Annotated in this window: 19 protein-coding genes; all 19 read left to right on the forward strand. The window is 47.3% G+C overall.

Features of this window, described 5'->3' with window-relative positions; genetic code table 11:
* The first annotated feature begins 59 nt into the window (after nucleotides 1–59).
* The 19 genes from AC1DM9_RS01925 (at nucleotide 60) to AC1DM9_RS02015 (ending at nucleotide 26,644) form a co-directional block, all read left to right on the forward strand.
* A complete protein-coding gene (locus AC1DM9_RS01925; protein WP_441884959.1) occupies nucleotides 60–833 on the forward strand; it encodes an SDR family NAD(P)-dependent oxidoreductase in 774 nt (257 codons plus the stop codon).
* 41 nt (nucleotides 834–874) lie between these two features.
* Nucleotides 875–1,783, forward strand: coding sequence for a fumarylacetoacetate hydrolase family protein (locus AC1DM9_RS01930; RefSeq protein ID WP_441884957.1), 909 nt, complete (start codon nucleotides 875–877; stop codon nucleotides 1,781–1,783).
* A 518-nt stretch (nucleotides 1,784–2,301) separates the two neighbouring features.
* Nucleotides 2,302–3,171 carry a sugar phosphate isomerase/epimerase family protein gene (locus tag AC1DM9_RS01935; RefSeq protein ID WP_477551341.1) on the forward strand — a complete coding sequence of 290 codons (870 nt, stop codon included), beginning with the start codon at nucleotides 2,302–2,304 and terminating at the stop codon, nucleotides 3,169–3,171.
* A gap of 22 nt (nucleotides 3,172–3,193) precedes the next feature.
* A complete protein-coding gene (locus tag AC1DM9_RS01940; RefSeq protein ID WP_441884953.1) occupies nucleotides 3,194–4,297 on the forward strand; it encodes a Gfo/Idh/MocA family protein in 1,104 nt (367 codons plus the stop codon).
* 129 nt (nucleotides 4,298–4,426) lie between these two features.
* Complete coding sequence (locus tag AC1DM9_RS01945; RefSeq protein WP_477578220.1) at nucleotides 4,427–6,697, forward strand: glycoside hydrolase family 3 protein; 2,271 nt, start codon at nucleotides 4,427–4,429, stop codon at nucleotides 6,695–6,697.
* 92 nt (nucleotides 6,698–6,789) lie between these two features.
* Nucleotides 6,790–8,535: a sensor histidine kinase gene (locus AC1DM9_RS01950; protein ID WP_441884949.1), complete on the forward strand. Its 1,746-nt coding sequence runs from the start codon at nucleotides 6,790–6,792 to the stop codon at nucleotides 8,533–8,535.
* 2 nt (nucleotides 8,536–8,537) lie between these two features.
* A complete protein-coding gene (locus AC1DM9_RS01955) occupies nucleotides 8,538–10,109 on the forward strand; it encodes a response regulator (RefSeq protein WP_339204804.1) in 1,572 nt (523 codons plus the stop codon).
* 251 nt (nucleotides 10,110–10,360) lie between these two features.
* Nucleotides 10,361–11,266, forward strand: coding sequence for an ABC transporter permease (locus AC1DM9_RS01960; RefSeq protein ID WP_441884992.1), 906 nt, complete (start codon nucleotides 10,361–10,363; stop codon nucleotides 11,264–11,266).
* A gap of 15 nt (nucleotides 11,267–11,281) precedes the next feature.
* A complete protein-coding gene (locus AC1DM9_RS01965) occupies nucleotides 11,282–12,172 on the forward strand; it encodes a carbohydrate ABC transporter permease (RefSeq protein ID WP_076267076.1) in 891 nt (296 codons plus the stop codon).
* Between the two features lie 83 nt (nucleotides 12,173–12,255).
* Nucleotides 12,256–13,803 carry an ABC transporter substrate-binding protein gene (locus AC1DM9_RS01970; RefSeq protein ID WP_477510860.1) on the forward strand — a complete coding sequence of 516 codons (1,548 nt, stop codon included), beginning with the start codon at nucleotides 12,256–12,258 and terminating at the stop codon, nucleotides 13,801–13,803.
* A 315-nt stretch (nucleotides 13,804–14,118) separates the two neighbouring features.
* Entirely contained in the window at nucleotides 14,119–14,937 is an 819-nt protein-coding gene (locus AC1DM9_RS01975) for a sugar phosphate isomerase/epimerase family protein (protein WP_477510710.1), read from the forward strand.
* A gap of 19 nt (nucleotides 14,938–14,956) precedes the next feature.
* Complete coding sequence (locus AC1DM9_RS01980) at nucleotides 14,957–16,531, forward strand: FAD-dependent oxidoreductase (RefSeq protein ID WP_477578222.1); 1,575 nt, start codon at nucleotides 14,957–14,959, stop codon at nucleotides 16,529–16,531.
* Between the two features lie 30 nt (nucleotides 16,532–16,561).
* Complete coding sequence (locus AC1DM9_RS01985; RefSeq protein WP_441884940.1) at nucleotides 16,562–17,626, forward strand: Gfo/Idh/MocA family protein; 1,065 nt, start codon at nucleotides 16,562–16,564, stop codon at nucleotides 17,624–17,626.
* Nucleotides 17,627–17,644: 18 nt separating this feature from the next.
* The gene (locus tag AC1DM9_RS01990) at nucleotides 17,645–18,526 is read left to right on the forward strand and encodes a sugar phosphate isomerase/epimerase family protein (RefSeq protein ID WP_477578224.1); all 882 of its coding nucleotides are present in this window, start codon (nucleotides 17,645–17,647) and stop codon (nucleotides 18,524–18,526) included.
* Nucleotides 18,527–19,006: 480 nt separating this feature from the next.
* On the forward strand, nucleotides 19,007–20,536 hold the full coding sequence (locus tag AC1DM9_RS01995) for an extracellular solute-binding protein (RefSeq protein ID WP_477578226.1): 1,530 nt from the start codon (nucleotides 19,007–19,009) through the stop codon (nucleotides 20,534–20,536).
* Nucleotides 20,537–20,538: 2 nt separating this feature from the next.
* Nucleotides 20,539–22,410, forward strand: a complete 1,872-nt coding sequence (locus tag AC1DM9_RS02000; RefSeq protein ID WP_477551339.1) for a cache domain-containing sensor histidine kinase — start codon at nucleotides 20,539–20,541, stop codon at nucleotides 22,408–22,410.
* Nucleotides 22,407–24,011 (forward strand): response regulator transcription factor, encoded by a 1,605-nt coding sequence (locus AC1DM9_RS02005; protein WP_339204794.1) that lies wholly within the window; start codon nucleotides 22,407–22,409, stop codon nucleotides 24,009–24,011. The genes AC1DM9_RS02000 and AC1DM9_RS02005 overlap by 4 nt, the downstream gene beginning before the upstream one ends.
* A gap of 782 nt (nucleotides 24,012–24,793) precedes the next feature.
* A complete protein-coding gene (locus AC1DM9_RS02010; protein WP_441884929.1) occupies nucleotides 24,794–25,750 on the forward strand; it encodes an ABC transporter permease in 957 nt (318 codons plus the stop codon).
* 24 nt (nucleotides 25,751–25,774) lie between these two features.
* The gene (locus tag AC1DM9_RS02015; RefSeq protein ID WP_430059486.1) at nucleotides 25,775–26,644 is read left to right on the forward strand and encodes a carbohydrate ABC transporter permease; all 870 of its coding nucleotides are present in this window, start codon (nucleotides 25,775–25,777) and stop codon (nucleotides 26,642–26,644) included.
* Nucleotides 26,645–26,697 lie beyond the last annotated feature (53 nt).

Here is a 26,697-nt window from a genome sequence, read left to right on the forward strand (position 1 = left end):
TTGTGAGCCACGTGGTTAGTTTTGGGGCATGAATTCGAATATAGAAGGGAGCTTAGTATATGAGATTAGCGGATAAGATTGTCCTCATTACCGGTTCAGGTTCAGGCATTGGCAGAAGTTCGGCGCTGCTATTCGCCAAGGAAGGCGCGTTTGTTGTGGTTAACGATCTGAACGCAGATAAAGGAAATGAAACGGTAGAAGAGATCAACGCCCTAGGGGGGCGGGCTTCGTTTGTTTATGCGGATGTTACTGATCCAGATTCCGTTCAATCCATGGTAAGCGAAACGCTTGCCGCGCACGGCCGAATTGACGTCCTGTTTAATAATGCCGGCATTAGCGGTGTAGGGGCGCTTCATGAGGTGGAGCCGGATGACTGGGATCGCGTGATCCGGGTCAATATTCGCGGGGTTTACTTGCCTTCCAAGTATGTCTTGCCTCATATGATGGAACGAGCGAGCGGCACGATTATTAACATGTCTTCCTGTATTGCAGAGATGGGTCTTGCAAACCGCGCGTCTTATGCAGCAACCAAAGGAGCGGTACTGGCACTTACCAAATCGATGCAGGTCGATTATGCTAAGTACAATATTCGTGTGAATGCACTTTTGCCGGGTACGATTATGACGCCGTTTGTTGAAAACTATTTACGCACCTCTTACGAGGACCCAGAGGCTGCCATCGCATCGCTAAAATCACGGCAGCTCAGCAATGAATTAGGCCGTCCGGAAGATGTAGCGAAGGCGGCACTGTTTCTTGCATCCGATGAGTCGAGCTTTATGATGGGCTCACCGCTTTATATTGATGGAGGCGTCGTGTTCGGCAAAAATGCCTGACGCGGCAGTATGAATCATCCACAAAAGAGAGGAAGATAACTATGAAATTGCTTGTCATTCAAAAAGAAAATGGCTCTCATTTAGGAGTTAAATTAGCGAGTGGCGTCTTGGATATCGTTGAGGCACTCAAAATCAACAATAAGCCGAATGTACCGACAGCAGTTATGGAAGTGATCGAAGGTGGCTCGGATGCACTTGGTTCGTTAAGCCAGTTTGTGGAGGAAGTCTCCGCAGCTTCAGAACAATATTCTGCTGCCCTATTTCGCGAAGAGGATATTACATTCGGCCCATGTGTAACCGAGCCGGGCAAAATTATTTGCATCGGACTGAACTACCGCAAACACGCGCATGAGACCAACGCTCCAATTCCTGCGTATCCGATTTTGTTCAACAAATTCGATAACACCGTAGCTGCTCATGGAGAAGATATTCCGCTTCCAACAAAGGTGACAAGTCAGGTTGATTACGAAGCTGAACTAGTTATCGTCATCGGCAAGAAAACAAAGTATGTCGAGAAGGAGCAGGCGCTGGAGCATGTATTCGGTTATTGCTGCGTCAACGACTTGTCCGCAAGGGATCTGCAAATGCGCACGCAGCAGTGGCTGCTTGGCAAATCACTGGACAAGTTCAGCCCGCTCGGTCCTTATTTGGTCACTGCAGATGAAATTGCAGACCCTAACAATCTGTCCATTGGCTGCACGGTTAACGGTGAAGTACGTCAGCAGTCCAATACTTCGGATATGGTTTTTAGCTGTGATGAAATCGTAAGCTATGTCTCACAGCATATGACATTGTCGCCAGGCGATATTATTCTTACTGGAACGCCTGAGGGTGTTGTACTCGGCTACCCGGAAGAGAAGCGGGTATGGCTGAAGGCTGGCGATACGGTTACGATCGAAATCGAGAAGCTGGGTTCGCTGACGAACCGGTTTGTAGAGGAAGTTCAGTAAACAGCATATATCAGTGAGTGGAGAAAGCCTGTTTCATTGAGGCTTTCTTTTTTTTATTATTAAAGAATGACATGCGGTTGGCTATAAACGGACTCGTCCAGCGGATAACATCTCAAGATTATTTCACTAACGAACTGTATTATATAGCATGCTTTATAAGTGGTTATGAGCAACTTTTCTCGAAATAACGATTCTAGAGTTCGTTACAATTAAAGCCACGATGAATGTTCTAAATAAGGGCTATTAGGTTCGCTAGCTATAAGTAGGATAAGGGAAAGACATCGTTTTGCCTAAGCTCTAACAAAAAAAACAGGGTCTGTTTCAAGTGGAGGTAATTCTACTTTTGAGACAGTCCCTTTTTTTATCCAAAAAGTTGGCGGCAAATCTTTCATTCCGACAGCCACAGTGCGGAAATTCAATAATAGAATGACGGATACGTGAAAGAAAGAAAGTCTCCGGTATTCTATCATAATAAATAAGAACACAATCAACCAATCGAGATGGGGGTATTTCGCCGAATGACTATTGAAGCAGGCATTAATATTTTTTCCGTATACAGGGAGCTTGGTGAGGATTACTTTGGAACGCTGGAGAAGGTTGCTGCTGCAGGGTATGTAAATATTGAGCTTATCGGATTCAATATGAAGTCCTTTACACGATATATCGATGAAATTCCTATGGAAGCGGTTCGAGATAAGTTTCGTGAGCTTGGTCTAAATGCAGTAGCGGTTCATGAAGGCACGATGCCAGGGCAAGAATTGATTTCGCATGACTGGGATTCGCTTATGAAGTATTACGCGGGTATCGGTTGCCAACGAATCGTGCTCCCATCCGTGTGGATCAAAGATCGTGAGGATACGCTGAAAGCGGCGGAGCAAATGAACAGTGTCGGCAAAAAAATGAAGGATGGCGGGTTCCAGTTCTATCTGCATAATCACGCGCATGAGTTTAAAGCGGTCGGTGATCAAACGCTGTTCGACTTGATTTTGGAAAATACAGATCCTTCCTATGTGAAATTTGAAATCGATATGGCATGGGTCGTACGCGCGGGTATAGATCCGATTCATGTGTTAGAGAAGCTTGGTGATCGTTGTGATATTGTCCACCAGAAGGATATAAGCAATAATCTATCCGGCCAGCTTAATATTATGGAAGCTATGCAGCTAGGCAGTGAAGAAGGGCTTGAACCATTTCAAATCTATCAGAAGCATATTGGCCCTGGAGACTTCGTTGACCTTGGCACAGGCAGGTTTGATTTTGCAGCTGTGTATGAGCAAATCCGCGCAATGGGGCATGTCCGTTATGCGCTTGTGGAGAACGAGGGCGAGTCGGAAGACAAGTTTGGCAGCATTCGCAAGGATCTAACCGTGCTTCAACAATATGTATAGCCCATAAGGAGGAGAATGTTCAATGAACAAAGGAAAACTTAAAATCGGTATCATCGGCTGCGGCGGTATCGCAAACCAGAAGCATATGCCATCGTTAGCCAAGCTTTCACATATGGGTGAAATGGTTGCCTTCTGTGATGTTATTGAAGAGAAAGCGCAAAAGGCAGCTCAGGATTTTGGAAGCGAGGGCGCTAAAGTCTATGTCGATTACAAAAAGCTGCTCGAAGACGAATCAATTGATGTTGTTCATGTATTAACACCGAACCTGCAGCATTCTTATATAACAGTTGATGCACTAGAAGCGGGCAAACATGTCATGTGTGAGAAGCCAATGGCGATCAACTCAATTGAAGCCAAAAAAATGGTAGATGCGGCTAAGCGGACAGGCAAGAAACTGACGATTGGCTATCAGAATAGATTTAGAAATGACTCTCAAATTTTGCATAAGGCATGCCGCGAAGGTGATTTAGGAGACATTTATATGACTAAAGCCCATGCCGTACGCAGACGCGGAGTGCCGACATGGGGGGTCTTTCTGGATAAAGAGCAGCAGGGCGGCGGACCGTTAATCGATTTAGGCACGCATGCGCTGGACTTGGCATTATGGTTCATGGATAACTATAAGCCGAAATCGGTGAGTGGTTCTGTCTATCATAAAATGGCGGATAAGTTCGAAGGCAATATGATGGGTGCATGGGACCCGGAAAGATATGATGTAGAAGACTCGGCTTTTGGATTTATTAAAATGGAAAACGGCGCTACGATTTTCTTGGAGGCGTCATGGATATTAAATACAACCGATGCTAAAGAGGCGATGACTACGCTTTGCGGGACAGAAGGCGGAGCAGAAATGAAAGCTAGCTCAACGTTTGGGAAAAGCGATGTCATCTTTAATAGCGCCAAACACGGACAGCTTGTGGAGACGAAACCTTCCTTTAGCGGGGGCATTGCTTACTTCGGTCCAGGGGCTGAGGATGATGGCGTGAAAGAGGCAAGACAATGGCTCGATAGTATTATTAATGATACCGAGCCTCTCGTAAAACCAGAGCAAGCTTATGTGGTCACGCAAATTTTAGAGGCGATCTATAAGTCGGCTGAAACGGGCAAAGTTGTAGAATTTGAATAAAGTTTCAATTCATTTAACGGAATAACAATATAAAAGGGAGCCTTTCCATCAGTGGGAAGGTTTTTCCGCTAGTGAGAGGGAATACGTTAATGTCTGAATATGATAATCTTCCTAGGAGGCAGTAATGACATGAGTGATCATTGGACTGAAACAAAATTGGAAACGATTACATATGTAAAAAATGAAGGTGGCCCAACACTCGGATATTCAGCTAATTCAGGCGTAAATATTATAGTGGAAGATGGTTTTGCATTTAAAGACTTCAATAAGGATGGGAAGCTGGATAAATACGAGGACTGGCGCTTGCCGGCAGAAGAGCGAGCAAAGGATTTAGCCTCAAAAATGTCCATCGAGCAAATTGCCGGTTTGATGTTGTACAGCGCACATCAGGCTGTTCCAGCTTCACATGGCTTTTTCACCGCCTCTTATAATGGCAAGCCCTATTCGGAGAGCGGTGCGAAGCCGCATGATTTGTCCGATGAACAAATAAAGTTTTTAACCCAAGACCATCTGCGGCATGTACTCCTTACTTTTGTTGAAAGTCCGGAGATTGCTGCTCATTGGAACAATAAAGTACAAGCCTTGGCCGAAAGTACAGGTTTGGGCATCCCGGCGAATAACAGCAGCGATCCGCGCCATGGGTCCGATGCGAGCAAGGAATATAATGCAGGGGCGGGAGGCGCAATTTCCATGTGGCCCGAAACGCTGGGGCTTGCAGCAGCTTTTGATCCTGAGCTTGTTCATCAGTTTGGGAAGATCGCTGCTAAGGAATACAGGGCGCTTGGCATTGCAACCGCTCTTTCTCCCCAAATCGATATCGCGACCGATCCAAGATGGTCACGCTTCGACGGCACGTTCGGAGAGGATTCAAGACTGTCAGCCGATTTGGCAAAAGCCTATGTCGACGGATTTCAGACCTCGTTTGAAGAAGAGTCTCCATCAGACGGCTGGGGATCAGGAAGTGTAAATGCGATGGTCAAGCATTGGCCGGGCGGGGGTTCGGGCGAAGGCGGCAGAGATGCTCATTTTGGATACGGCAAATTTGCTGTATATCCAGGCAACAACTTCGAGGAGCATCTGATCCCGTTCTTGGACGGCGCATTCAAGCTCTCAGGAGGGACGGAGAAAGCATCGGCCATCATGCCTTATTATACGATTTCCTATAATCAAGATCAGGTGAATGGCGAGAATGTCGGCAATGCTTACAACGCTCACATCATCGGTAACCTGCTTCGTGATAAATATGGCTACGATGGTGTCGTGTGCACGGACTGGGGAATTACGGACGATGAAGGCACTGATATTACACGATTGTTTCCAGGAGGACGTGCATGGGGGGTTGAGGAAGGTTATACCGTTTCGGAGCGTCATTACAAAGCACTTATGGCCGGAGTAGATCAATTCGGTGGAAATAATGATGCGGCTCCTGTCATTGAAGCTTACCATATCGGTGTGGCAGAGCACGGTGAAGCTTATATGCGAGCAAGGTTTGAGCATTCAGCGGTAAGGCTCTTGAAGAACATGTTCCGCGTCGGCTTATTCGAGAACCCGTATTGCGATCCAGAACAAACCACTCGCATTGTCGGCAATGCTGAATTTATGACAGCAGGCTACGAAGCGCAGCTCAAATCACTCGTTTTGCTTAAAAACAAAGGAAACGTTCTCCCGATACAGAAAATGAAGACGGTCTATATTCCTAAACGCTACAGACCAGCAGGTACCAATTGGATCGGATTCCCGACTGCTGCATTTGATGGATATCCCGTCAATATGGATGTTATACAGAAATATTTCGAGGTAACGGATGACCCGGAGATAGCTGATTTTGCAATGGTGTTCATTACGGGGGCGGATTCCGGCAGCGGATACAGCAAGGCAGATGCTGAAGCAGGTGGAAACGGTTATGTTCCGATAAGCTTGCAATACACCCCGTATACCGCAGAGCATACTAGGGAAATCAGTATAGCCGGCGATGATAGAGATGTGTTAAACCGCTCCTATAAGGGGAAAACGGTAACGACCACAAATGCTTCGGACTTGGAGGCTGTACTGAGAACGAAAGAGGTTATGAAAGGCAAACCTGTCATTGTGTCGCTGCAATTATCGAAGCCTTCTATCGTTGCAGAATTTGAAGCAGAGGCCGATGCAATCATTGCTGCATTTGGGGTACAGGATCAAGCGATTCTAGATATTATTACCGGTGAAGCAGAGCCTTCAGGGCTGCTGCCGATGCAGATGCCTGCGAATATGAAGACCGTTGAGGAGCAGCTGGAAGATGTTGCACACGATATGGAAGTACATGTTGATTCCGAGGGGAACGCCTATGATTTTGCATATGGCTTAAACTGGAGCGGGATTATCGTGGATGATAGGACGAAACGCTACGGCAAGAAAAAATAGTTTGATAACGTGCGGCCGGGGATTAATCCCCGGCTAATAGTTGTATATAGCTCTATTTTTTATTTAAGAGGCAAATGGGGGCTTAGCAGATCTTGAAATTACTTAATCGTTCTCTCTTTAATTCGCTTCGATTTAAGCTGGTAACAGGGCTTATGCTTATTATGATTCCGATGGTTTCCTTTCTTATTTATAACAATTTGTATTCCATTGATGTCGTTCGTAATCAAGTGGCGCAGTCCAACAGCAATATGCTTAATCTATACATGGGTTTGATTGATACGACGCTTGAGGATATAGATAGCTACATGCTCAAATTTACTGCGGAAGAATCCGGATTGAATATTCTCGATAGTCTCCCAGAAGCAGATGTAGATTTATACAATTTGCAGCGAATTTGGCTATTTACAGAGTTAAGAGACAATGCGACTTATTATAAAGCATTGGACTATTTTTTTATTTATTCACCCTTGAATCAGGATTTGTTGTTCGCGCCTAAGCTGACGGGCTCTGCTTATACCAACAATGATTTCATCAAGGAAGGAATTGTTGCGCTTCTGAACGATGAACAAGCGATGAAAAGCTATCAGTACGATAAATGGTCTGTGCTGAATTTGAAAGAACAAAATTATTTGCTGCATATGATTAAGGCTGGCAACCTGTACATTGGGGCAGGGGTAAATGTGGACGGAGTTATGGACCCGCTGGACTTTCTAGACCTCGGATCGGAAGGCAGGTCGCTGCTTGTTGATGAGAGCAATAGGCCGCTACAGGACGAGGACTTTTTCGAAAAAAATAAAATCGATTTATCCTATATCTCTAAGACGTATCAGCTTTCCGGCGCAGACAACAATTACCTCGTCATGGGCGAAAAGTCAGGCAAAGGTGAATTTGGATTAGTAGCTGTCGTACCCGAGCAAAATATTTTGGAGAAGCTTCCTTATCTGCAAAGAATCATTGTGCTTATTGCGACAGGCTCGATTCTCATTCTAGTGATTGCTCTGTATTTTCTGCGTAAAGTGGTTCTGCTGCCGATCAATCGAATTATTGTCGCCATGCGCAAAATCAAAGAAGGCTATATGGAGGCAAGAATACCGAATAAACCGACCTCCAATGAATTCGAAATGATGAACGAAACGTTCAACAGCATGGTCTGCGATATTCAACAATTGAAAATTGACGTATATGAGGAACAATTGATTAACCAGAAAGCAGAGCTGAAACAGCTGCAGCTGCAAATTAACCCTCACTTCTTTTTGAATAGCTTGAACATCGTCTATTACTTGGCACAAGAGAAGAAGTACGAATTAATACAGGAGCTGTCCCTCTCCTTGATCCGCTATTTCAGGTTTATGTTCCGCAGCCAGACGGATTACGTGCTTCTGCAGGATGAGCTTAATCATAGTGAAAACTATTTGAAAATCCAGACCTTCCGCTTTCCCGGAAGCTTTACGTACGACATCACTGTTGACGGCGAGCTGAGGGAATGTTACATTCCTCCGTTAATTATCCAAAGCTTTGCCGAGAATACGATAAAACACGCAATTAACACGGATGAGCCGACTCATATTGCGATAACGATTGGAAGATGCGAATTGATGCCAGAAGAGAGATTGCGAATTCAAATTCATGATACAGGCCGCGGCTTCTCCGAGGAGGTCTTGCAGAAGCTGCAGCAGGAAATTAATTTAATGAATGAAGATGGCGAGCATATTGGCATTTGGAATGTAAGACGCAGATTGCGGCTGTTATACGGGGACAAGGCGAGCATGGCTTTTTATAACGAAGATGGTGCAGCAGTTGAAATAACGATGCCTTTAACGAAAGAAATGAGGTCGTGAATATGTACCGTTTATTAATCGTTGATGATGAGATCTTTATCGCAAACGGCATTAAATCGAGTGTGAACTGGAGAGAGCTCGGCATTATAAGTGTCACTCTCGCACATAATCTTCGGCAAGCGAAGGAGGAATTTAGTCTTCAGCCATTTGATATGATGATTTGTGATATAGAAATGCCGCAGGGCAGCGGGCTGGAGCTCTTTGAATGGGTGCGTGAACAGTATCCCCAAACCGAATGTGTTTTCCTTACCTGTCACGCTGATTTTCAATATGCGAAAAAAGCTCTTCAGCTTGGCAGCTTCGAGTATTTGTTGAAGCCCGTTCCGCATGATGAATTGAAGCTTGTGATGACGAAGCTAATCGAGAAAATCAGGAAGGAGCGGGAATCGGCAACGATGGTGGCTGAGCGTTTCTGGCAGGATGTACTGAAGCAAGCCATTCCGTCTAATCAGGATAAAATGTTGGAGGTTATCGGCAAGCAGAAGCTTCCGTACACGAGGTCTATGACATTTCTGCCGGTTCTTATCAGTATCGAGCATTGGGAGAAATCATTAACCGCCCGTGATCTGCAAATTATGGAGTATGCGCTCCACAACGCCCTTGAGGAGGTCGTTATTCAGCGTGCTGCTAGTGCACAAATCGTCCGGATGAACGCTGATTACATGCTCATTGTGTTTGCACAGGATGTTATGCAAACAGAAGATGGCAAGCTTTTTAGCAAAGAAATCAAAAGGCGCTGTCAGTCTTTTATTGAGATGAGCAATCATTATTTATATTGTCACGTGTCCTGCTATATAGGCAAATCGGCACAAGTCCATGAAGTGCGCGATATGGTGGAAGGCTTGATCGCTTTTAAAAAGAATCAAGTTAATATGGCAGACTGTGTGATGTTCATCGATGATCCAATAAAGAAGGAATCGCAGATTCCAATGCCGCCCATGAATGTATGGTCGGAGCTCATTAAGCAAGGAAATAAGAAAAAGGTACTCGATGAATCGCAGCAGTTTTTGGATTCATGGAAACGAATTGAGTGCTTAGGCGCCAAAAGGCTGCAGCAATTTTATCAAAGCTTTCTGCAAATGGTTCTGCATACGCTGCATGAGCAGGGACTGCGCGCGGATGAAATCTTTTCGGATCATTTGACGCCAGAGCGTATTTTGTCAGCGACACGAAGCGTGACGAACCTTCAGAATTGGGTGCGGGATGTGCTTGAGAAGGCGCTCGTCCATATGGAAAAGCTGGATTCTACGGAGACGGTGGTCGAGAAGATCAAGCGCTACATTGCGCTTCACATCGATGAGGAGCTGTCCAGACAATATATCGCCGATTATATTGGGTTAAGCCCTGATTACATCGTTAAACTGTTTAAGAAAGAGACGGGGCTCTCAATATCCGATTATATTTTGAAAGAAAGAATCAATCTTGCCAAGGAGCTGCTCGCAAGAACCGATACTACGATCAGCAACGTCGCACTCGCGGTTGGCTTCTCGAATTTTTCGTATTTTTCTACGTTGTTTAAGAAAGAAGTATCGATGACACCCCAGTATTATCGCAAAGGCTGTCCGTCCAAATAAACGATGCCGTTAGAGGATTAGAGACCCTCTGACGGCATTTTTCTTTTCCCGTTTATGATGTCGGAAACTCGAAAGTCGGATGTCGGATTATTAGTAGTGGCTCTATTTTGTTTGCGCTACTATTAGTTAAGCAACATATTAAACGAAGCCAAAGGTGGTTGAGACCCGTGCAAGCAAATCCTGAGACGTCACCCTCCAATATGAAGCAGGTCTCATTGAAGACGAAGAAGAAAGCAGCATTCGCATCGGAGATGAGAAAGGTTAAGAAATACCGCGCCCTCGTACTGATGGCGCTGCCCGGCCTTTTGTACCTGCTGATTAACAACTATTTGCCGATGTTCGGAATCGTGATCGCATTTAAGGACATCAATTTTGCCAAAGGAATTATGGGCAGTGACTGGATTGGCTTTAAAAACTTTGAGTATTTGTTCAAAACAACGGACGCTTACATCATTACAAGAAATACGCTGCTTTATAATATTACCTTTATCCTGTTGAATACGGGGATTGCATTAGCGCTTGCGATAATGCTCAATGAAATTCGCAAACGTTTCTTATCAAGGCTGTATCAAACGCTAATCCTGCTTCCCTTTCTAATCTCGATGGTAATTGTCGGCTATTTGGTGCTCGGCTTCCTCGATGTTGAGAACGGATTCATGAACAAAACCTTGCTTCCGACGATGGGGCTTGATCCTATCTCTTGGTACAGTGAGACCAAGTATTGGCCATGGATTTTAACGCTCGTAAGCGTGTGGAAAGGCGTAGGCAATTTGTGCATCATTTATTTGGCAGCGATCATCGGCATTGATAATGAGTATTACGAGGCAGCAACGATCGACGGAGCTAACCGGTGGCAGCAAATTACGAAGATTACGCTTCCGCTCGTATCGTCGGTTATTACGATTATGACATTGCTCGCCATTGGACGTATATTCTACTCCGATTTCGGCTTATTCTTCCAAGTTCCGCTTAACACAGGCGCGCTGATGCCAGTTACGAATACGATTGATACCTATGTTTATCGAGCATTGATTAACCTCGGCGACATCGGGATGTCCTCGGCCGCAGGTTTGTACCAAGCATTGGTCGGTTTCATTTTGGTCATTTTATCGAATGCGGTCGTACGAAAATACAACAAAGACAACGCGTTGTTTTAGAAAGGGAGATGTATTATGCAAGCATCGGGGAAGCTCTATCAATGGATCATTAACATCGTTATGCTAGTGTTCACTTTTTTCTGCATCATGCCGTTCTGGCTGCTGTTCTCCGCCTCCCTTACCGATGATATGGAGCTTGTTCGCAGCGGTTATGCATTTTTCCCTGATAAAATAAGCTTCTCCGCATACCACTATTTGTGGAACAGCTCTTCTGACATTATAAGGGCATACAGCATTACGGTTTTAACGACTATAATTGGTACGACGCTTGGACTTACGCTTACTGCGATGGTCGCTTATCCGCTTTCGCGTCTAGAAATGCCGTTTCGCAATACGCTCGCATTTTATGTATTTTTTACGATGTTGTTTAACGGAGGTCTTGTACCGACGTACTTGCTTTACACCAACTATTTCGATTTAAAAAATACGATGCTGGCCTTAATTATACCGGGCCTTTTGATGAACGGATTTTTTATCATATTGATGAGAACCTTTTTTGCAAGCTCAATTCCGACAGCGATTATTGAATCCGCCTATATCGACGGGGCAAGGGAATGGAAAATATTTTACCGGATCGTCTTGCCGCTCTCGACGCCGGTGCTTGCTACAGTAGGATTATTTTACACCATTTTATATTGGAATGACTGGTTTAATGGCTTAATCTATCTTACAGATAGTCATTATTATAGCCTTCAAAACCTTCTCAATCGGATATTGCTGGACGTACAGTTTTTACAATCTTCTACGCAGGCAGGCAGCCGTAATGCAGATATTGGAGCGAATATTCCGCTTGCGCCAATGCGGATGGCAATGGCCGCAATTGGGGTCATTCCACTGTTGATCGCCTATCCGTTTTTCCAAAAGTATTTTGTTAAAGGTCTGACGATTGGTGCTGTTAAAGGATAAAGCTTTCATAGACGCTATAACGGCATGGATCATGCATTTATAGATAGAATCGGATCACAAATAAAAATAGGGAGGTCACAGCAATGAGAAAAAACAAGTTTGTGGCAAAAACGCTTCTCTTAATCGTACTAGCTTTCGCAATGGTGATCAGTGCATGCGGCAATGGAGACAACAAGGGCACTAATGCAGGCAACGACGGGAAAACAGCAGAAGGAAAAAGCGGCAACGGCAGCGGGGAGCTTAAGCCTGTTGAGCTAGTTATGGTATTTCCAGTCGGGGGCGAGCCTAAGGATTTAAAGCTGGTTCAGGATGAAATCAACAAAATGACGAAAGCAAAAATCAATGCGACAGTAAAGCTGGTACCTATCGGCTTTGGCGCATGGGCTCAGCAGAAGACACTAATGATGTCGGGTAATGAACAGGTGGATTTGATCGTAAGCGGACTTGGAACCTACAGCCAAGATGTAGCTAAAGGGCAGCTTCTTGAGCTTGATGGATACTTGGCTGAGAATGGACAAGGGGTTACGGAAGCGCTAGACTCCCTTGATACTGCGTTCTTGAATGCGACGAGAATCGATGGAAAAATATATGCAGTACCAAGTATCAGAGATTTGGCAGCAGATTATGGCATCACGATGCGCAAAGATTTGGTTGAAAAATATAACATTGATACTGCCGCGATTAAATCTTTGGATGATTTGGACGCTGTATTCAAAACAATTAAAGATAATGAACCGGATATGATTCCGACAGTTAAGTATGGAACATCTATTCTCGATATTTATGTTCTCAGCTACTTTGATAACTTGGGCGAAGGCTTTGGCGTGCTTCCAGGCTATGACAACGACCTGAAGGTCGTGAATATGTATGAGACGCCGGAATATGCCGAAATGCTGAATACAGTGAGAAGATGGAATCAAGCAGGCTATATTGCCAAGGATGCAGCTACAAGCACTGAGACGCAATACAACCTAGTTAAATCCGGCAAGGCTTTCTCGTTCATTTCCCATATGAAGCCGGGTATTGAGACGCAGGAATCAAGATCTACAGGCAAAGAGATGGTATCGGTACATTTCCGCCCTGCAGCAACAGCGACGTATAATATTACTTCCATTATGTGGAGTATCGCAAGAAACTCGAAGGACCCTGAGAGAGCGATGATGCTGCTGAATATGATGTATACCGATAAAGACTTCATCAACTTGCTGGATTACGGGATTGAGAACAAGCATTACGTGAAGGTTTCCGACAATGTCATTGATTACCCGCAAGGCGTGGATGCAACAAACTCAGGCTACAACCTGCAAATGGGCTGGATGTTTGGCAACCAATCGCTTTCACACATTTGGAATGGCGATGATCCAGAGCTTTGGAATCAGCTGGCTGAGTTTAATAGAAACGCCGTGAAATCAAAAGCGCTTGGCTTTACTTTTAATGCAGATGCCGTCAAAACAGAAATTGCGGCAGTAACGAATGTGCAAAACCAGTACAAAATTGCATTGGAGACCGGAACGGTCGATCCTGTTTCGAAGCTGCCTGAATTCAATAAACAGCTGAAAGCAGCGGGAATAGACAAAATTATCGCAGAGAAACAAAAACAGCTGGACGCTTGGGCGGCAGCTAAAAAATAGGAAGAAGCTGAATGGGGCTGCTCCGAAAGTAGATAACTACTTTCGGAACAGCCCTATTTTATTTATATAAGATCTAAATTATTCAACTTTCGCATTCGTTTCGACTGTTGGAGAGCAGCCGCGGTGCTTCGTTAATAGGAACTTTCAATTCTTTTTTTAGTGAATGGAGAGATAATCGCATCAAGTTACCAAAAATGGTCATCGGTCTACTCTATTTATGCCGGATGGCAGCTTTTACAATGGTGGTACGCAGTAAGCAATAGCGTTGCCTTTCAACAAAGCGAGGCCATAACAGAGCATGGAGGGAGTTGCAAAATGAAGCTGTCACTTAGCATGTGGAGCATGCACAGAACCGTGAGAGAAAACGGATGGAAGGTGCTGGATTTTCTATCCTTTTGCAAGGATGAAGGGATTGAGGATGTCGAGCTGTTGAATGTGTTCTGGAAGGACGTTCTGGAGGAACTGCCAAGCGTGCTTGCATTTGTGAGAGATAATGGCATCAAGGTGTCCAGCTACGCGGTAGCCAATGATTTCGTCAAGGCAACCGAGGAGGAAAGAGCAGGGGCGCTGAAGGAGATTACGGATGCCTACCCTGTTGCGAAGATACTGGGAACAAACGTCATCCGCGTGTTCTCCGGCAACCTTAGCGACATTGCAACCTACGAAGAAGCGCTGGACTGGATTGTCGATGGACTGAAAGAAGCTGCTGCAGTCGCTGAGAAGGAAGGCTTGGTTCTCTGTTTGGAAAACCACGGAAAGTTAGCGGGAAGCGGCGAGCAGGTCAAAACGATCATCGATCGGGTTGGTTCTCCGGCTCTGCGATCCACGTTTGACACAGGCAATTTTCTGCTCGTAGACGAGCATCCGACAGCCGCGCTTGAGACGCTGCTCCCCTATGTCTCGCATGTTCATTTCAAGGATTTTGAAATGCGTGAAGACGGGCGCTATAAGTCTCTCGGAGGCAAAGCTTTTGAAGGAATCAACCTAGGAGACGGCGATGTTGAATTGGAGAAAATCGTGAACAAGCTGGTGGAGAATGGATACCGCGGAGCGTTTGTTCTTGAATATGAAGGTGTTGGCAGCGAGGCGGAAGGCATTCGGCGCAGCTATGACTATTTTGCAACCATTATTTAACCCCAAAGGAGATAAGTGCATGGAACGAGAAGCAATGGCCGACATCGTAGTTGTAGGAGGAAGCACGGGAGGAGTTGCGGCGGCGCTGGCAGCGGCGAAGTCGGGCAAAACCGTTATCATGACGGAGGAGACGGATTGGATCGGCGGTCAATTAACGAGTCAGGCGGTTCCGCCTGACGAGCATCCCTGGATCGAGTCCTTCGGCTGCACCCGGAGCTATCGCCGCTTTCGCGAGGATATCCGCGCTTATTACCTTGATGCCTTTCCACTCACGACAGCGGCGCGGGAGAACGAACAGCTAAACCCAGGTGGCGGTACGGTCAGCCGTTTATGTCACGAGCCACGCGCGGCGCTTGCCGTTTTGGAGCGTCAGCTTGCTCCTTATGTACATAGCGGGCAGCTGACGATATTGCGCCGCCACGTTCCAGTGAGTGCCCATTGTGATGGCGATACCATCGTCTCGGTGACGGTTAAAAGCTTGGACAGCGGAAATACGGTGCTGCTGAAGGCTCCATATTTTCTCGACGCTACGGAATGCGGCGACCTGCTTCCACTGGCCGGCGTGGAATACGTTACGGGCGCGGAAGCGCGTGAAGAAACAGGGGAGCCTCATGCTGTAGAAGGTGAGGCGCTGCCGCAAGATATGCAGGGCTTTACCTATTGCTTCGCCATCGATTATCTGGAAGGCGAGGATCATACGATTCCAAAGCCAGAGCTCTATGATTTCTGGAAGGAATACAAGGCAGATTTCTGGCCGGATCGCCTGCTAAGCTGGACCGGTGTCAAGCCGGCAACGATGCAGCCGGTTCAGTACGGTCTTTTCCCTGGCGAAGGCGCTTTTTCGCTGTTCAAATATCGTCAAATCGCTGAGAAGGAGCACTACGTTCAAGGGACTTACAACAGTTCTATTTCGCTGGTCAACTGGCCGCAGAACGATTATTGGCTGGGCTCTATTATCGATGTGAAGCCGGAAGATAGGGAGCGTCACTTAAACGAGGCGAAGCAGCTCAGCCTGTCGCTGCTTTATTGGATGCAGACAGAGGCTCCTCGCCCGGATGGGGGGAAAGGTTACCCTGGGCTAAGGCTTCGTCCCGATGTGGTGGGGACAGAGGATGGGCTTGCCATGTATCCGTATGTTCGGGAGTCGCGCCGAATCAAGGCGGAGTTTACGATTCTGGAGCAGCATGTTGCAACGGAAAGCCGTCCTGACGGCCGTGCGGAATATTTCTCGGATTCAGTGGGCATCGGCTGTTACCGCATTGATCTGCATCCCAGCACGGAAAATCAGCCCTATATTGATATATCGTCGCTGCCGTTCCAGATTCCTTTGGGCAGTCTCATCCCGGTAAGAGTGAACAATCTGCTTGCTGCTTGCAAAAATATCGGAACCACTCATATTACAAACGGCTGCTACCGGCTTCATCCGGTGGAATGGAATATTGGCGAGGCAGCGGGCTATTGTGCTAGCTTCTGCTTGGATCGCGGCTTGACGCCAAGCGATGTCCGCTCTTCGGAGACAGAGCTTGCCGCTTACCAGAGGTTTCTGGCTGCAGAGGGCATCGAGCTGGCATGGCCTTCGCTGCGTGCAGTTTAAATTAAATTAACTAATGAGGAGAAAATCGCAATGAGCAATCCTATTCGAATTGGCGTAATCGGAGCTGGCTCCATATCAGAAATGCACTTTGGCTCCTACAGCAAAAACGTGGATGCCGTGCTGGTCGCTGTCTGCGACTTGAAGGAAGAACGGGCGAAGGCAAAGGCGGAGAAATATAACATTCCTAACGTTTACACCGACTACAACGAGCTGCTGGCGAACCCCGATATTGATGCGGTCAGCATCTGTACTTGGAACAACACCCATGCGGAGATTAGTATCGCCGCTCTGAAGGCAGGCAAGCATGTGCTTTGCGAGAAGCCGCTTAGCAAAACGGTGGAGGAGGCACGAGCGGTTGAAGCGGCTGTCAAGGAATCCGGCAAGACGCTGCAGGTAGGATTTGTCCGCCGCTATGCCTCCAATACGCGGATTGTAAAAGCATTTTTGGACAATGGTGAAATCGGCCCGATTTATTATGCCAAAGCTTCATGCATACGCAAGCTGGGCAACCCTGGAGGCTGGTTCGCTGATGTGGAGCGCTCCGGCGGCGGTCCGCTGATCGATATCGGCGTTCACGTCATCGATCTTTGCTGGTATTTGATGGGCAAGCCCAAAGTTAAATCCATTAGCGGCAACACCTACAACCGTTTAGGCAACCGCTCCAATGTGAAAAACTTGAAGTTCTACAAGGCAGCCGATTATGATGCAGCACTGAACACGGTTGAGGACATGGCCAATGCGCTGGTACGCTTTGAGAACGGGGCGTCGCTGCTGGTTGATGTCAGCTTTACGCTGCATGCGAAACAGGATGAGCTGACGGTAAAGCTCTATGGCGAGAAAGGCGGCGTCGAGCTGGAGCCGGAGCTGACTTTAATTACAGAGAAGTATGACACGATTCTGAACGCCACGCCGCAAATTGACAATCTCTCATTCGAATTTGTGCAGGGCTTCCAAGACGAAATCAATTACTTTGTTGAAGTTTGCCAAGGGAAGAAAGACACGATCAGTCCGGTGCAGGACGGCGTTGAAATCATGAAAATACTTTGCGGCGTGTACGAGTCGGCGACTCTAGGCAAGGAAATCCATTTCGACTAGGGGAGGCGTGGAATCGGCATGTCTATAAATATCGGAAATCCCATAGGCGTCATTGTAGACAGCTTTGGCGTCGGCGTTAAGGAAGGGCTGAAGAAGGCGAAGGAGGTTGGTGCGGAGGGGGTACAAATCTATGCCGTTTCAGGCGAGATGGACCCGGCTAATCTCGGCGCTGCCGCCCGCAGGGAGCTGAAGGCTTATATCGATTCATTAGGGCTGGAAATCAGCGCGTTATGCGGCGACCTGGGCGGCCATGGCTTCCAGGATAAATCCGTTAACGAGGAAAAAGTAGAGAAATCAAAGCGGATTCTCGATTTGGCGCTGGACCTCGGCACGACCATTGTAACGACTCATATCGGAATCGTGCCGGAGGACCAAGATGGAGAGGTGTTCGCTGTTATGCAGGAGGCTTGCCGCGAGCTGAATGAATATGCCAATAGCATGAAGGCCTATTTCGCTATCGAGACCGGCCCGGAGACGGCGGCCCATCTGAAAGGTTTTCTAGATACGCTAGGTGGCAGAGGGGTATCTGTCAACTTTGACCCTGCCAATATGGTGATGGTGATGGGGGATGATCCAGCGGAAGGGGTTCGCCTGCTTAAGGATTACGTCGTGCACACCCATGTCAAGGACGGCATACGTCGCAAGGTGGTAGATCCTCGCATGGTATACGGTGCGCTTGGCTATGAGCCGATGGATCATGCCAAAATTGCGGAGATGGTGAGCACGGGACAATTTTTCCGTGAGCTGCCGCTCGGCGAAGGGAATGTTGATTTCGACAGATACTTTACGGCGTTAAAGGAGATTGGATATAATGGCTATCTGACGATCGAACGCGAAGTTGGAGATCAGCCGGAGACCGATATACGCAAAGCGGTTCAATTTATTAAGAGCTTCCGCTAACCCCAGTTATTGAATCTAAGATTTAAGCGGGCGCTTGTTGGAAGTACAATGGAAATAACAAATTTATTCACATTTGCTGGATTGGACGTAAAGCGGTTGCTGGAGCGGCTATTGGAATAGGATGGGCTCAACAGCCTACAAAGTTCGAATAGCCGTAAGGGCAGCCGCTTCTATTTATTCTAAAATATAGGAAGTATATTCTATAGCGATATCCGTATTACCTTGTTATTTATGCAACCGCTTTAATGTATGTTCGATTTAATGACATGAAAAGAAGATTAGTCTGATGCATTATGCCTTTCTACTCTTATTAGTTGTATTTCGTGTTATTATAGTTAACATAATTTAGATAGATAACAGTGAGTAGGTGGGAAGGAGGCTGCTTTTACTGGTTATGTACCGCAGTCTAGCGCTTGCTTGAAGGAGAAGTTGAATAGGGAGTAATGCCGGATGCATTCCGGAAAAGATGGAGGGGGAGCTATGGAGCGCAAAAGGTTCAACTGTCGTTTGATTGTTCGGATAATAGCGTTGTTAATGGTAGCTGCGACGGTGCCAAGCTGCAGCGAGTGGGAGAAGCTTGGTCAGCCGCTGCCCACATCGCAGAGCCGCGTCGCGATTTCTATGGTCATTAACGATTTGGGCATGACATTCCCGGATGGTTCAGACGAAAACGATAATCCTTATATAAACTATATAAAGGAACGTACAGGACTGGATTTGCGGGTCAATATTCCCCCTCAGGAAGTTTATGAAGAGAAACTAAACGTCATTATGGCTTCCGGAAATCTCCCAGATCTCATTCACACTTTCAACCCGGTTTGGTTTGACGAATATGTCAAAAAAGGGGCTTTTACGCCGCTTGACGACTATATTAACGAATATGGACAAGATCTGAAGAAGTTTATTCCTGAAGAGGCTTGGGATCGAATGCGCTACGATGGAAAAATTTACGGCATTCCAAGTTTAACAGACGTGCAGGGCATCGAGTTGATGTATGTGCGGAAGGATTGGCTCGATAAACTAGGACTGCAGCCGCCAAAGACGCTGGACGAATATTATGAAGTCATGCGCGCCTTTGCTAAGGAAGACCCTGACCGGAACGGGCTCAATGATACGATGGGCCTTATTTTGCTCGAGGACATGGGGCGGACAGCGCCGTTTTTTGGCGCTTTTGGTGTTCAATTGAACTCTTGGGTGGCGCGCGATGGAAAGCTGGTTAATGGCAGTACGCTGCCGGAGACCAAGCAAGCGCTCGCTTTTCTGGCAAAGCTTTACCGGGAAGGGCTGATTGATCCGGAATTCCCGCTTAACCGCAACAATGCCTTTATCGAAAAAATCGAGAACGGAAAGGTCGGCATGTTTTCCGCGACTTGGTACGATACGCGCGGACCCATTGCGGCAAGCAAAAAGAAAGATCCCAAGGCGGAATGGATTCCGCTGGAGTATCCCGTCGGACCGGAGGGGCACAGCGGCGTATATAACAAGGATTTAATCCGCGGTTACAACGTGGTGCCGGTCGGTAAGAAACATCCCGAAGAAGTGGTAAAGCTGCTTAATTTCATCGTGGGAGAGGGCAGGGAGACGTTGAAGCTTGGTTTTGAAGGCAAGATTTGGTCGATGAAAAATGGGAAAATGGTCACCGATTTTGTAGAGCATGACAAGCATTTGTACAGGGGCATCTACCAGTCGCTTGTCGATGTCATTGATCCTGTTATGGCTAAGGCTCGGTTGGATTCGCTCGGCGACTTTCACTTATACGATAATTTGCAAATGATTGAACAAAATTTAATAAAAAACGAATTTTTCGGAATTCCGACACCGGCGATGAGCAAGTATGCCGGACATTTAGAGGAGCTTGAGAGCATTTTTACACAAATCGTGATGGGCATCGTTTCGCTGGATGAGTTCGACAGCTTTGTGGAGGAGTGGTACCGCGAGGGTGGCGCAGAGGTTACAGCGGAAGTTAATCAATGGTACGAAGCCCGCTTGAGCGCCGGAGGGGGGAGATAAGCATGAGAAATCCCGTCAAATGGTTTCGGGATCGCTTTTCCCGCAAAATCCAGTTTCGGCTAACCTGCTATTTTATGTTGATTTTGCTGCCGCTCGTCTTGGTAAGCCTATTTGCCGTTGATCGCTCCCGCAGTATTCTGCATGACCAAGCGGTGGAGCGGTCCAGTACGGTACTGAATTCAGCTATGGACTATATTGATTTGACTTTGCAAAATGTGGAGGAGATTTCGACGCTGATTGCAACAGACCCTGTGTTTATCAAGCTGCTTGCAGATAACGGAGCGGAATTGTCGCCGCTCTCTATCGTCGATTTTTCGATGCTGCTGAAGCAGCTGTCGAATGTAAACTCTATTAATCATATCGTATCGCAAATATCCCTGTATCATCAGCCCTCCCACATGATGATTTCGACGAATTATGGAGGGAGAAGGCTGAGTAGTCCTGAGCAGCAGCAATGGCTTGAGAATACCGCCATTACTAGCGGGACGGAAATCACTTATCTGCTGGCGGAGGAGCCGATTGCCGGCAACGCGACCTTCGGCAGCTTAATTAATACCGATAGCGTATCGCTGCTGCGAACCATGGATTTGTACAACAACAATCGCAGAGCGGATGTAGTCATTATTACAGTGGACAAAAGCAAGCTGATCAATCTGATGAAGTCGCTGCTCCCATCGCCTTCGGCTACCATTTATTTGCACAGCGATACCGGCAAATTGATTGCCGGGACAGGCAAGCTCGACGGCGCAGAGCATACGCTTGCGGAGGGCGGGGGCATGCCTGGCCTTCCCCGTACGACGGATGCGGAGATGACGGTGTCTATCGATTCGGAGTATTCCAAATGGCGGCTGACGCTGATTCAGCCCAAAAAAGAGCTGTACGCCAAAACAGATCAGCTACGATTGTATACGTTAGCTATTATTTTCGTAAGCGTCCTTCTGGCGCTGGGCATATCCTGGCTTGTTTATATCGGTATCGCTTCTCCGGTAGATAAGCTGTTCAAGGGCATGAAGCGTCTGGGTACGGGAAATATGAATGTGCATCTGGAGAATACACGGCACGACGAGCTGGGTTATTTGACGGAAGCGTTTAATCGGATGGTCGTAGACCAGAAGCGGCTAATTGAAGATCATTACGAGCAGCAGCTGAGGCTGGCCAAGACGGAGCTTCAATTTCTGCAAACCCAGATTAACCCTCATTTTTTGTATAATACGCTGGATTCAATTAACTGGACAGCTAAAAATTACGAGGCGGATGAAATTAGCGAGATGGTGCTGAACTTGTCGCGTTTTTTCCGTCTAAGCCTGAACAAGGGCAAGGATGTATTTACGATTGACGAAAGCTTGTCGCATCTGCATTATTACATTCGCATTCAGCAAATCCGTTACTTGGACAGCTTTGAGGTGGAATACGACATTCAGGAGGATTGCCGCCCCATCCCGATTCTGAAGCTGCTGCTGCAGCCGCTTGTGGAGAATGCTATCCTGCATGGGATGGAAGGGAAAACGGAAGGCGGAAAGCTTGTTATTTCCGGCCGAATAAAAGATGGAGAGGCCGTTCAGGTCACCGTAAGCGATAATGGTTCAGGGATGAGTTCGCAGCGACTAGCCTATATTCAAGAAGAAATGAAGCGGCTGGGACAGCGCGAAGCGAATCTGTTTTCGCTGGAGGACGAGGAGACGGGTGACCTGTTCGGCCTGCGCAATGTAATGACTCGCATTAAGCTTTATTACGGCAAGGAAGCTGAATTGATTGTCGAAAGCGTGCAAGGACATGGAACCTCGGTCACCATTTCGCTGCCGCTGGATCAATGCAAGGAAAGTTTTCGTGCTGTAACTCACCATACTCTGGAAAAAGGGGAGCGATCCGCATGAATTTAATGATCGTTGAGGATGAACTGCGGCTTAGGTTGGGATTGGCTAATAATATTCCATGGGAGGAGCATGGCATTGAGGTCGTCGGACTGGCTGCCAGCGGGGTAGAAGCGCTGGCATTGATCGAGCGGAAGCGACCCGATATCATGCTGATTGATGTCCAGATGCCGGAGATGGATGGGCTGACACTGGTGAGGAAGCTTAGGGAATATCCAGACAACGGTGTACAGCTGAAACTGATTATATTAAGCGGACATGACAACTTTGGCTTCGCTCAGGATGCTATCGCTTTAGGGGTTTCCCAGTATTTGCTGAAGCCCGCGGCTGAAGAGGAAATATTGGGCGCCGTACTGGAAGCGGCAAAGCAGCTGCGAGACGAGATGGAGCAGTGGCGCGAGCAGGCAGAGCTGAAGGTAAAGTGGCGTGAGCATCTTCCCCATTTGCAAAGCAGTTTTATTCGGCAGTGGGCAGCAGGCGACTACGACGATAGCGAGGTGCTGCGAAGAGGTGCGGAATATCAGATTGAGCTTGAGGAGTCCGACCGGATCGCAGTTGCGGTGGTGGATATTGACCCGCTTCCGCAAGGGGATGGCTGCTTTCGCGCGGAGGATGCTCCAATGTGGCGTTTCTCATTGCAATGTCTGGCGAGAGAAATGCTGCCCGCCTCCTGTTGGGTGTGCCCTGATCATCAAGGGTACACGCTCCTTGTTTTTGTGCTGCGGCGCGAGGAGGAGCCAGGAGACAGCGCTTTGCGCGTACAGGCATCGGTCGTTCAATTGCTGTCGCGCACCCGGGAGACGCTTGGGCTGACAGCGAGCGCAGGCATTTGCGCTGCGGCTGGAGGGATTGGCAGCATGAGTGCGCTGTATGCCGAAGCTTGCCGTGCCTTGCAGGAGCGTATTGTATACGGCTGCGACATCGCTATTCCTTACCGCGAGATTGGCCGTAAGGAACAGGGGGTTCAGGTACAGCAAGGATTGGAGAAAGCGCTGGAGATCGCCATGGAAACCGCTGACGAGGCCAAGGCGCTGGAGGCTTTGCAAGGATTGTGGGACAAAAGCCTAGAGTCCGTGGAGACGGCGGAAGAGGTCCATGAGGCCGTCCTTTATTTGAGCAGCCTGTATATCCGTATGATTCAGAAGCAGGGCTGGCGAATTGGCTGCGTCGCAGGAGAGGATATGATTTATTTCGAGAACATCAGGCTGCTGGCGACGAAGGAACAGATTAGGGCCTGGCTAGTCCGCTTGACTGGCCGCATCTGCGATTACCTGCAGCAGCAGCGGAAAACGACGAGCAATGGAGTGGTTCGCTCCATTCTGTCTATCGTCAATCAGGAAATCGATCAGGATATTACGCTGCATACGGTCGCAGATCGCCTTTTTATCAATTCATCTTACTTAAGCCGGCTGTTTAAGCAGGAGACAGGAGTACCTTTTTCGACCTATGTGCTGGAGCGCAAGATGGAACGGGCCAAATCCGTTCTGCAAAATGGGGGCAAGGTGTACGATGCCGCTCGTCTCGTGGGCTACCGGGATGTGAGCTATTTCACCAAGGTGTTCCGTAAATATTGGGGCGTCAACCCAGGTGGAGTTAAAGCGTGACAGCTGCGCCTAATTAGGTGGCGTGCAATAACCAAAAAAATTAAAAGAGGGTGTCTCAAAAGTCATAATTGACTTAGGGACGCCCCTTCTTCATTTTGTAAAACTATATTTCTTTGTTTTGATGCTATTTTGATAAGTCTTCAACACCATTCTCCGCGATCAACGCCCAGCTATCCTGCACAATTGCAGGAACTTCGCCCATTTTAGCTGTGTTGGATACTTATGTTGTATTTATGCAATAGCTTGCAATATGATCTGCCATTTTAGCATGTAAAGAGTGCTTATACTGCAGGAAATACAATATAGCTACACGTAACTATGAGAAAGATGCCGCTATCCTGCGAATATGCAGTATAGAAAATAATGAAGAACAATGTAGAAGTGCATACTTGCCGGATTAGAAAGGGGGATATCCAAAAAGGGTGAATCGGTGTGAGAGAATCCCATAGTGTGCGCAAAAGAACCTTCAAAACCACTACGAAAGTGAATCTGAAGGTTCTTTTTTGCTAGCATATTACGTGAAAAGTGGAGGCTGAATGATTCGGGAATTGCTTTACGGGCAGCCCTTTTTTTATAAAAAAATTTATAGCTCTTACACAATGAAGTCGACTTCTATATCACCCGTAAGGGTTTGCCATCAAAGAACGGCGACAGCCGTTACACCTTGTTTATGAAGAAATCAAACATCAAAGTACCAGAAATAGTAATGGCATTACTCTACCAACCCTGAGCGCTGGATACTACAATTTTAGGTAGAAAGCATCAAATCGAGGGGGAATACGATGAAAAGCGCAACGGCACCACTGGATAAGCCCCAGGCTAAAAACAATTATGTCAAACGGCTTGCTGCCGATGTCAAACGGGATTGGGATTTATATGCACTTCTTGTCCCTGGAATTTTGTTTCTTTTGCTCTTCAAATATGCCCCGATGTATGGCATTACCATCGCCTTTAAGGATTTCAATATCTTTGATGGCTATGACGCTAGCCCGTGGGTGGGATGGAAGCATTTTGCCAAACTGTTCAACTCTCCTGATTTTCTGCATGTTTTTCAAAACACCGTTATTATCAGTTTTCTGAAGATCGGTATCTTGTTCCCGCTGCCGATTCTCATTGCCCTGCTGTTGAATGAGATCAGGCGGATGTTGTTCAAGCGCGCGATTCAGACCGTTATCTATTTGCCACATTTTCTGTCCTGGGTTATCGTAAGCGGTCTATTTATCGACATGCTTTCCAGCAACGGCGGTTTGGTCAACAAGGCAATGGGTATGATCGGCATGGAACCGATCTCGTTTTTCCTGGACAATAGCGTGTTCCGGGGCGTTCTGATTACCTCAGCGGGCTGGAAGGAGACGGGGTGGAGCACCATCGTGTATCTTGCGGCCTTCGCCACGATCGATCCTGGCTTGTACGAAGCGGCCAAGATTGACGGAGCGGGGCGGATGAAGCAGCTGTGGCACATTACGCTGCCTGGCATCGCGCCCATTATACTGCTGATGTTTATTCTAAGGCTCGGCAGCATTCTGGAGGCTGGCACAGAGCAAATTCTCGTCATGTACAATCCCACAGTATACAAGGTGTCAGATGTCATCGGCACCTATGTGTACCGAATGGGCCTCGGCAATCAGGACTACAGCTTTACGACCGCTGTTGGCGTATTTGAATCCGTTATTGCCTTCACGCTCGTCTTGGCGGGCAACGCGCTTAGCCGCAAATACCTGCAACGCGGGATTTGGTAACTGAAAGGGGAGATTGCTGTGACCGTGAAAACATCGTTTTCAGAGAAGCTGTTCAATTTCTGTAACTATTTATTTTTCATACTGGTAGGTCTGACGACGCTGCTGCCCTTCGTTAACTTGATCGCCAAATCGTTCAGCAGCGAAGCGGCGGTCATCTCCGGCAAGGTCAATTTGCTGCCCATTGGCTTTCAGACCGGAACGTACATGTATGTGCTCAAGGATTCCATGTTCCTTAACTCTTTAAAAAATTCGATTCTTTTGGCCATTGTGGGGACGGCGTTAGGATTGTTCCTTACGACCATTACGGCGTATCCATTATCTCGCGTTCAGCTTCGAGGCAGAAAATGGTTTCTGCTGATGTTTATTTTCACAATGCTGTTCAGCGGCGGCCTGATTCCTACCTACCTGCTCATGCATAATCTTGGACTGGTCAATCAGTTTCCTGTTCTATTCCTGCCGGCGGCCATCAACGTGTTCAACATGCTGATTATCAAAAATTACTTTGAAGGGCTGCCGGACGGGCTGGAGGAGTCCGCCAAGCTGGACGGAGCAAGCAACATCCGAATTTTATTCTCCATTGTTTTGCCGCTGTCGCTTCCTGTGCTGGCAACCATTGCGCTATTTTTCGCGGTGGCGTTCTGGAACGACTATTTTACATCAATGATCTACATTACCAATCAGGATTTCAAACCGCTGCAGCTGTATCTGAAGGAACTGTTGGTATCCTCCAGCAGCGAGTTTTTGAAGGATAACGTGGACGCGGCGCTGAACACAACGCCCCAGTCCATTCAGGCAGCTTCAATATTGCTAGCTACGCTGCCGATCCTGATGGTTTATCCGTTCTTGCAAAAATATTTTGTCAAAGGTGTGCTGGTAGGTTCGGTTAAGGGTTAAACCTATCGGCATGAAAGGCGGTGATGCTGTCAGCTTGTCAAGATAGCGGGCAA

Source organism: Paenibacillus sp. 01T431 (assembly GCF_056398625.1).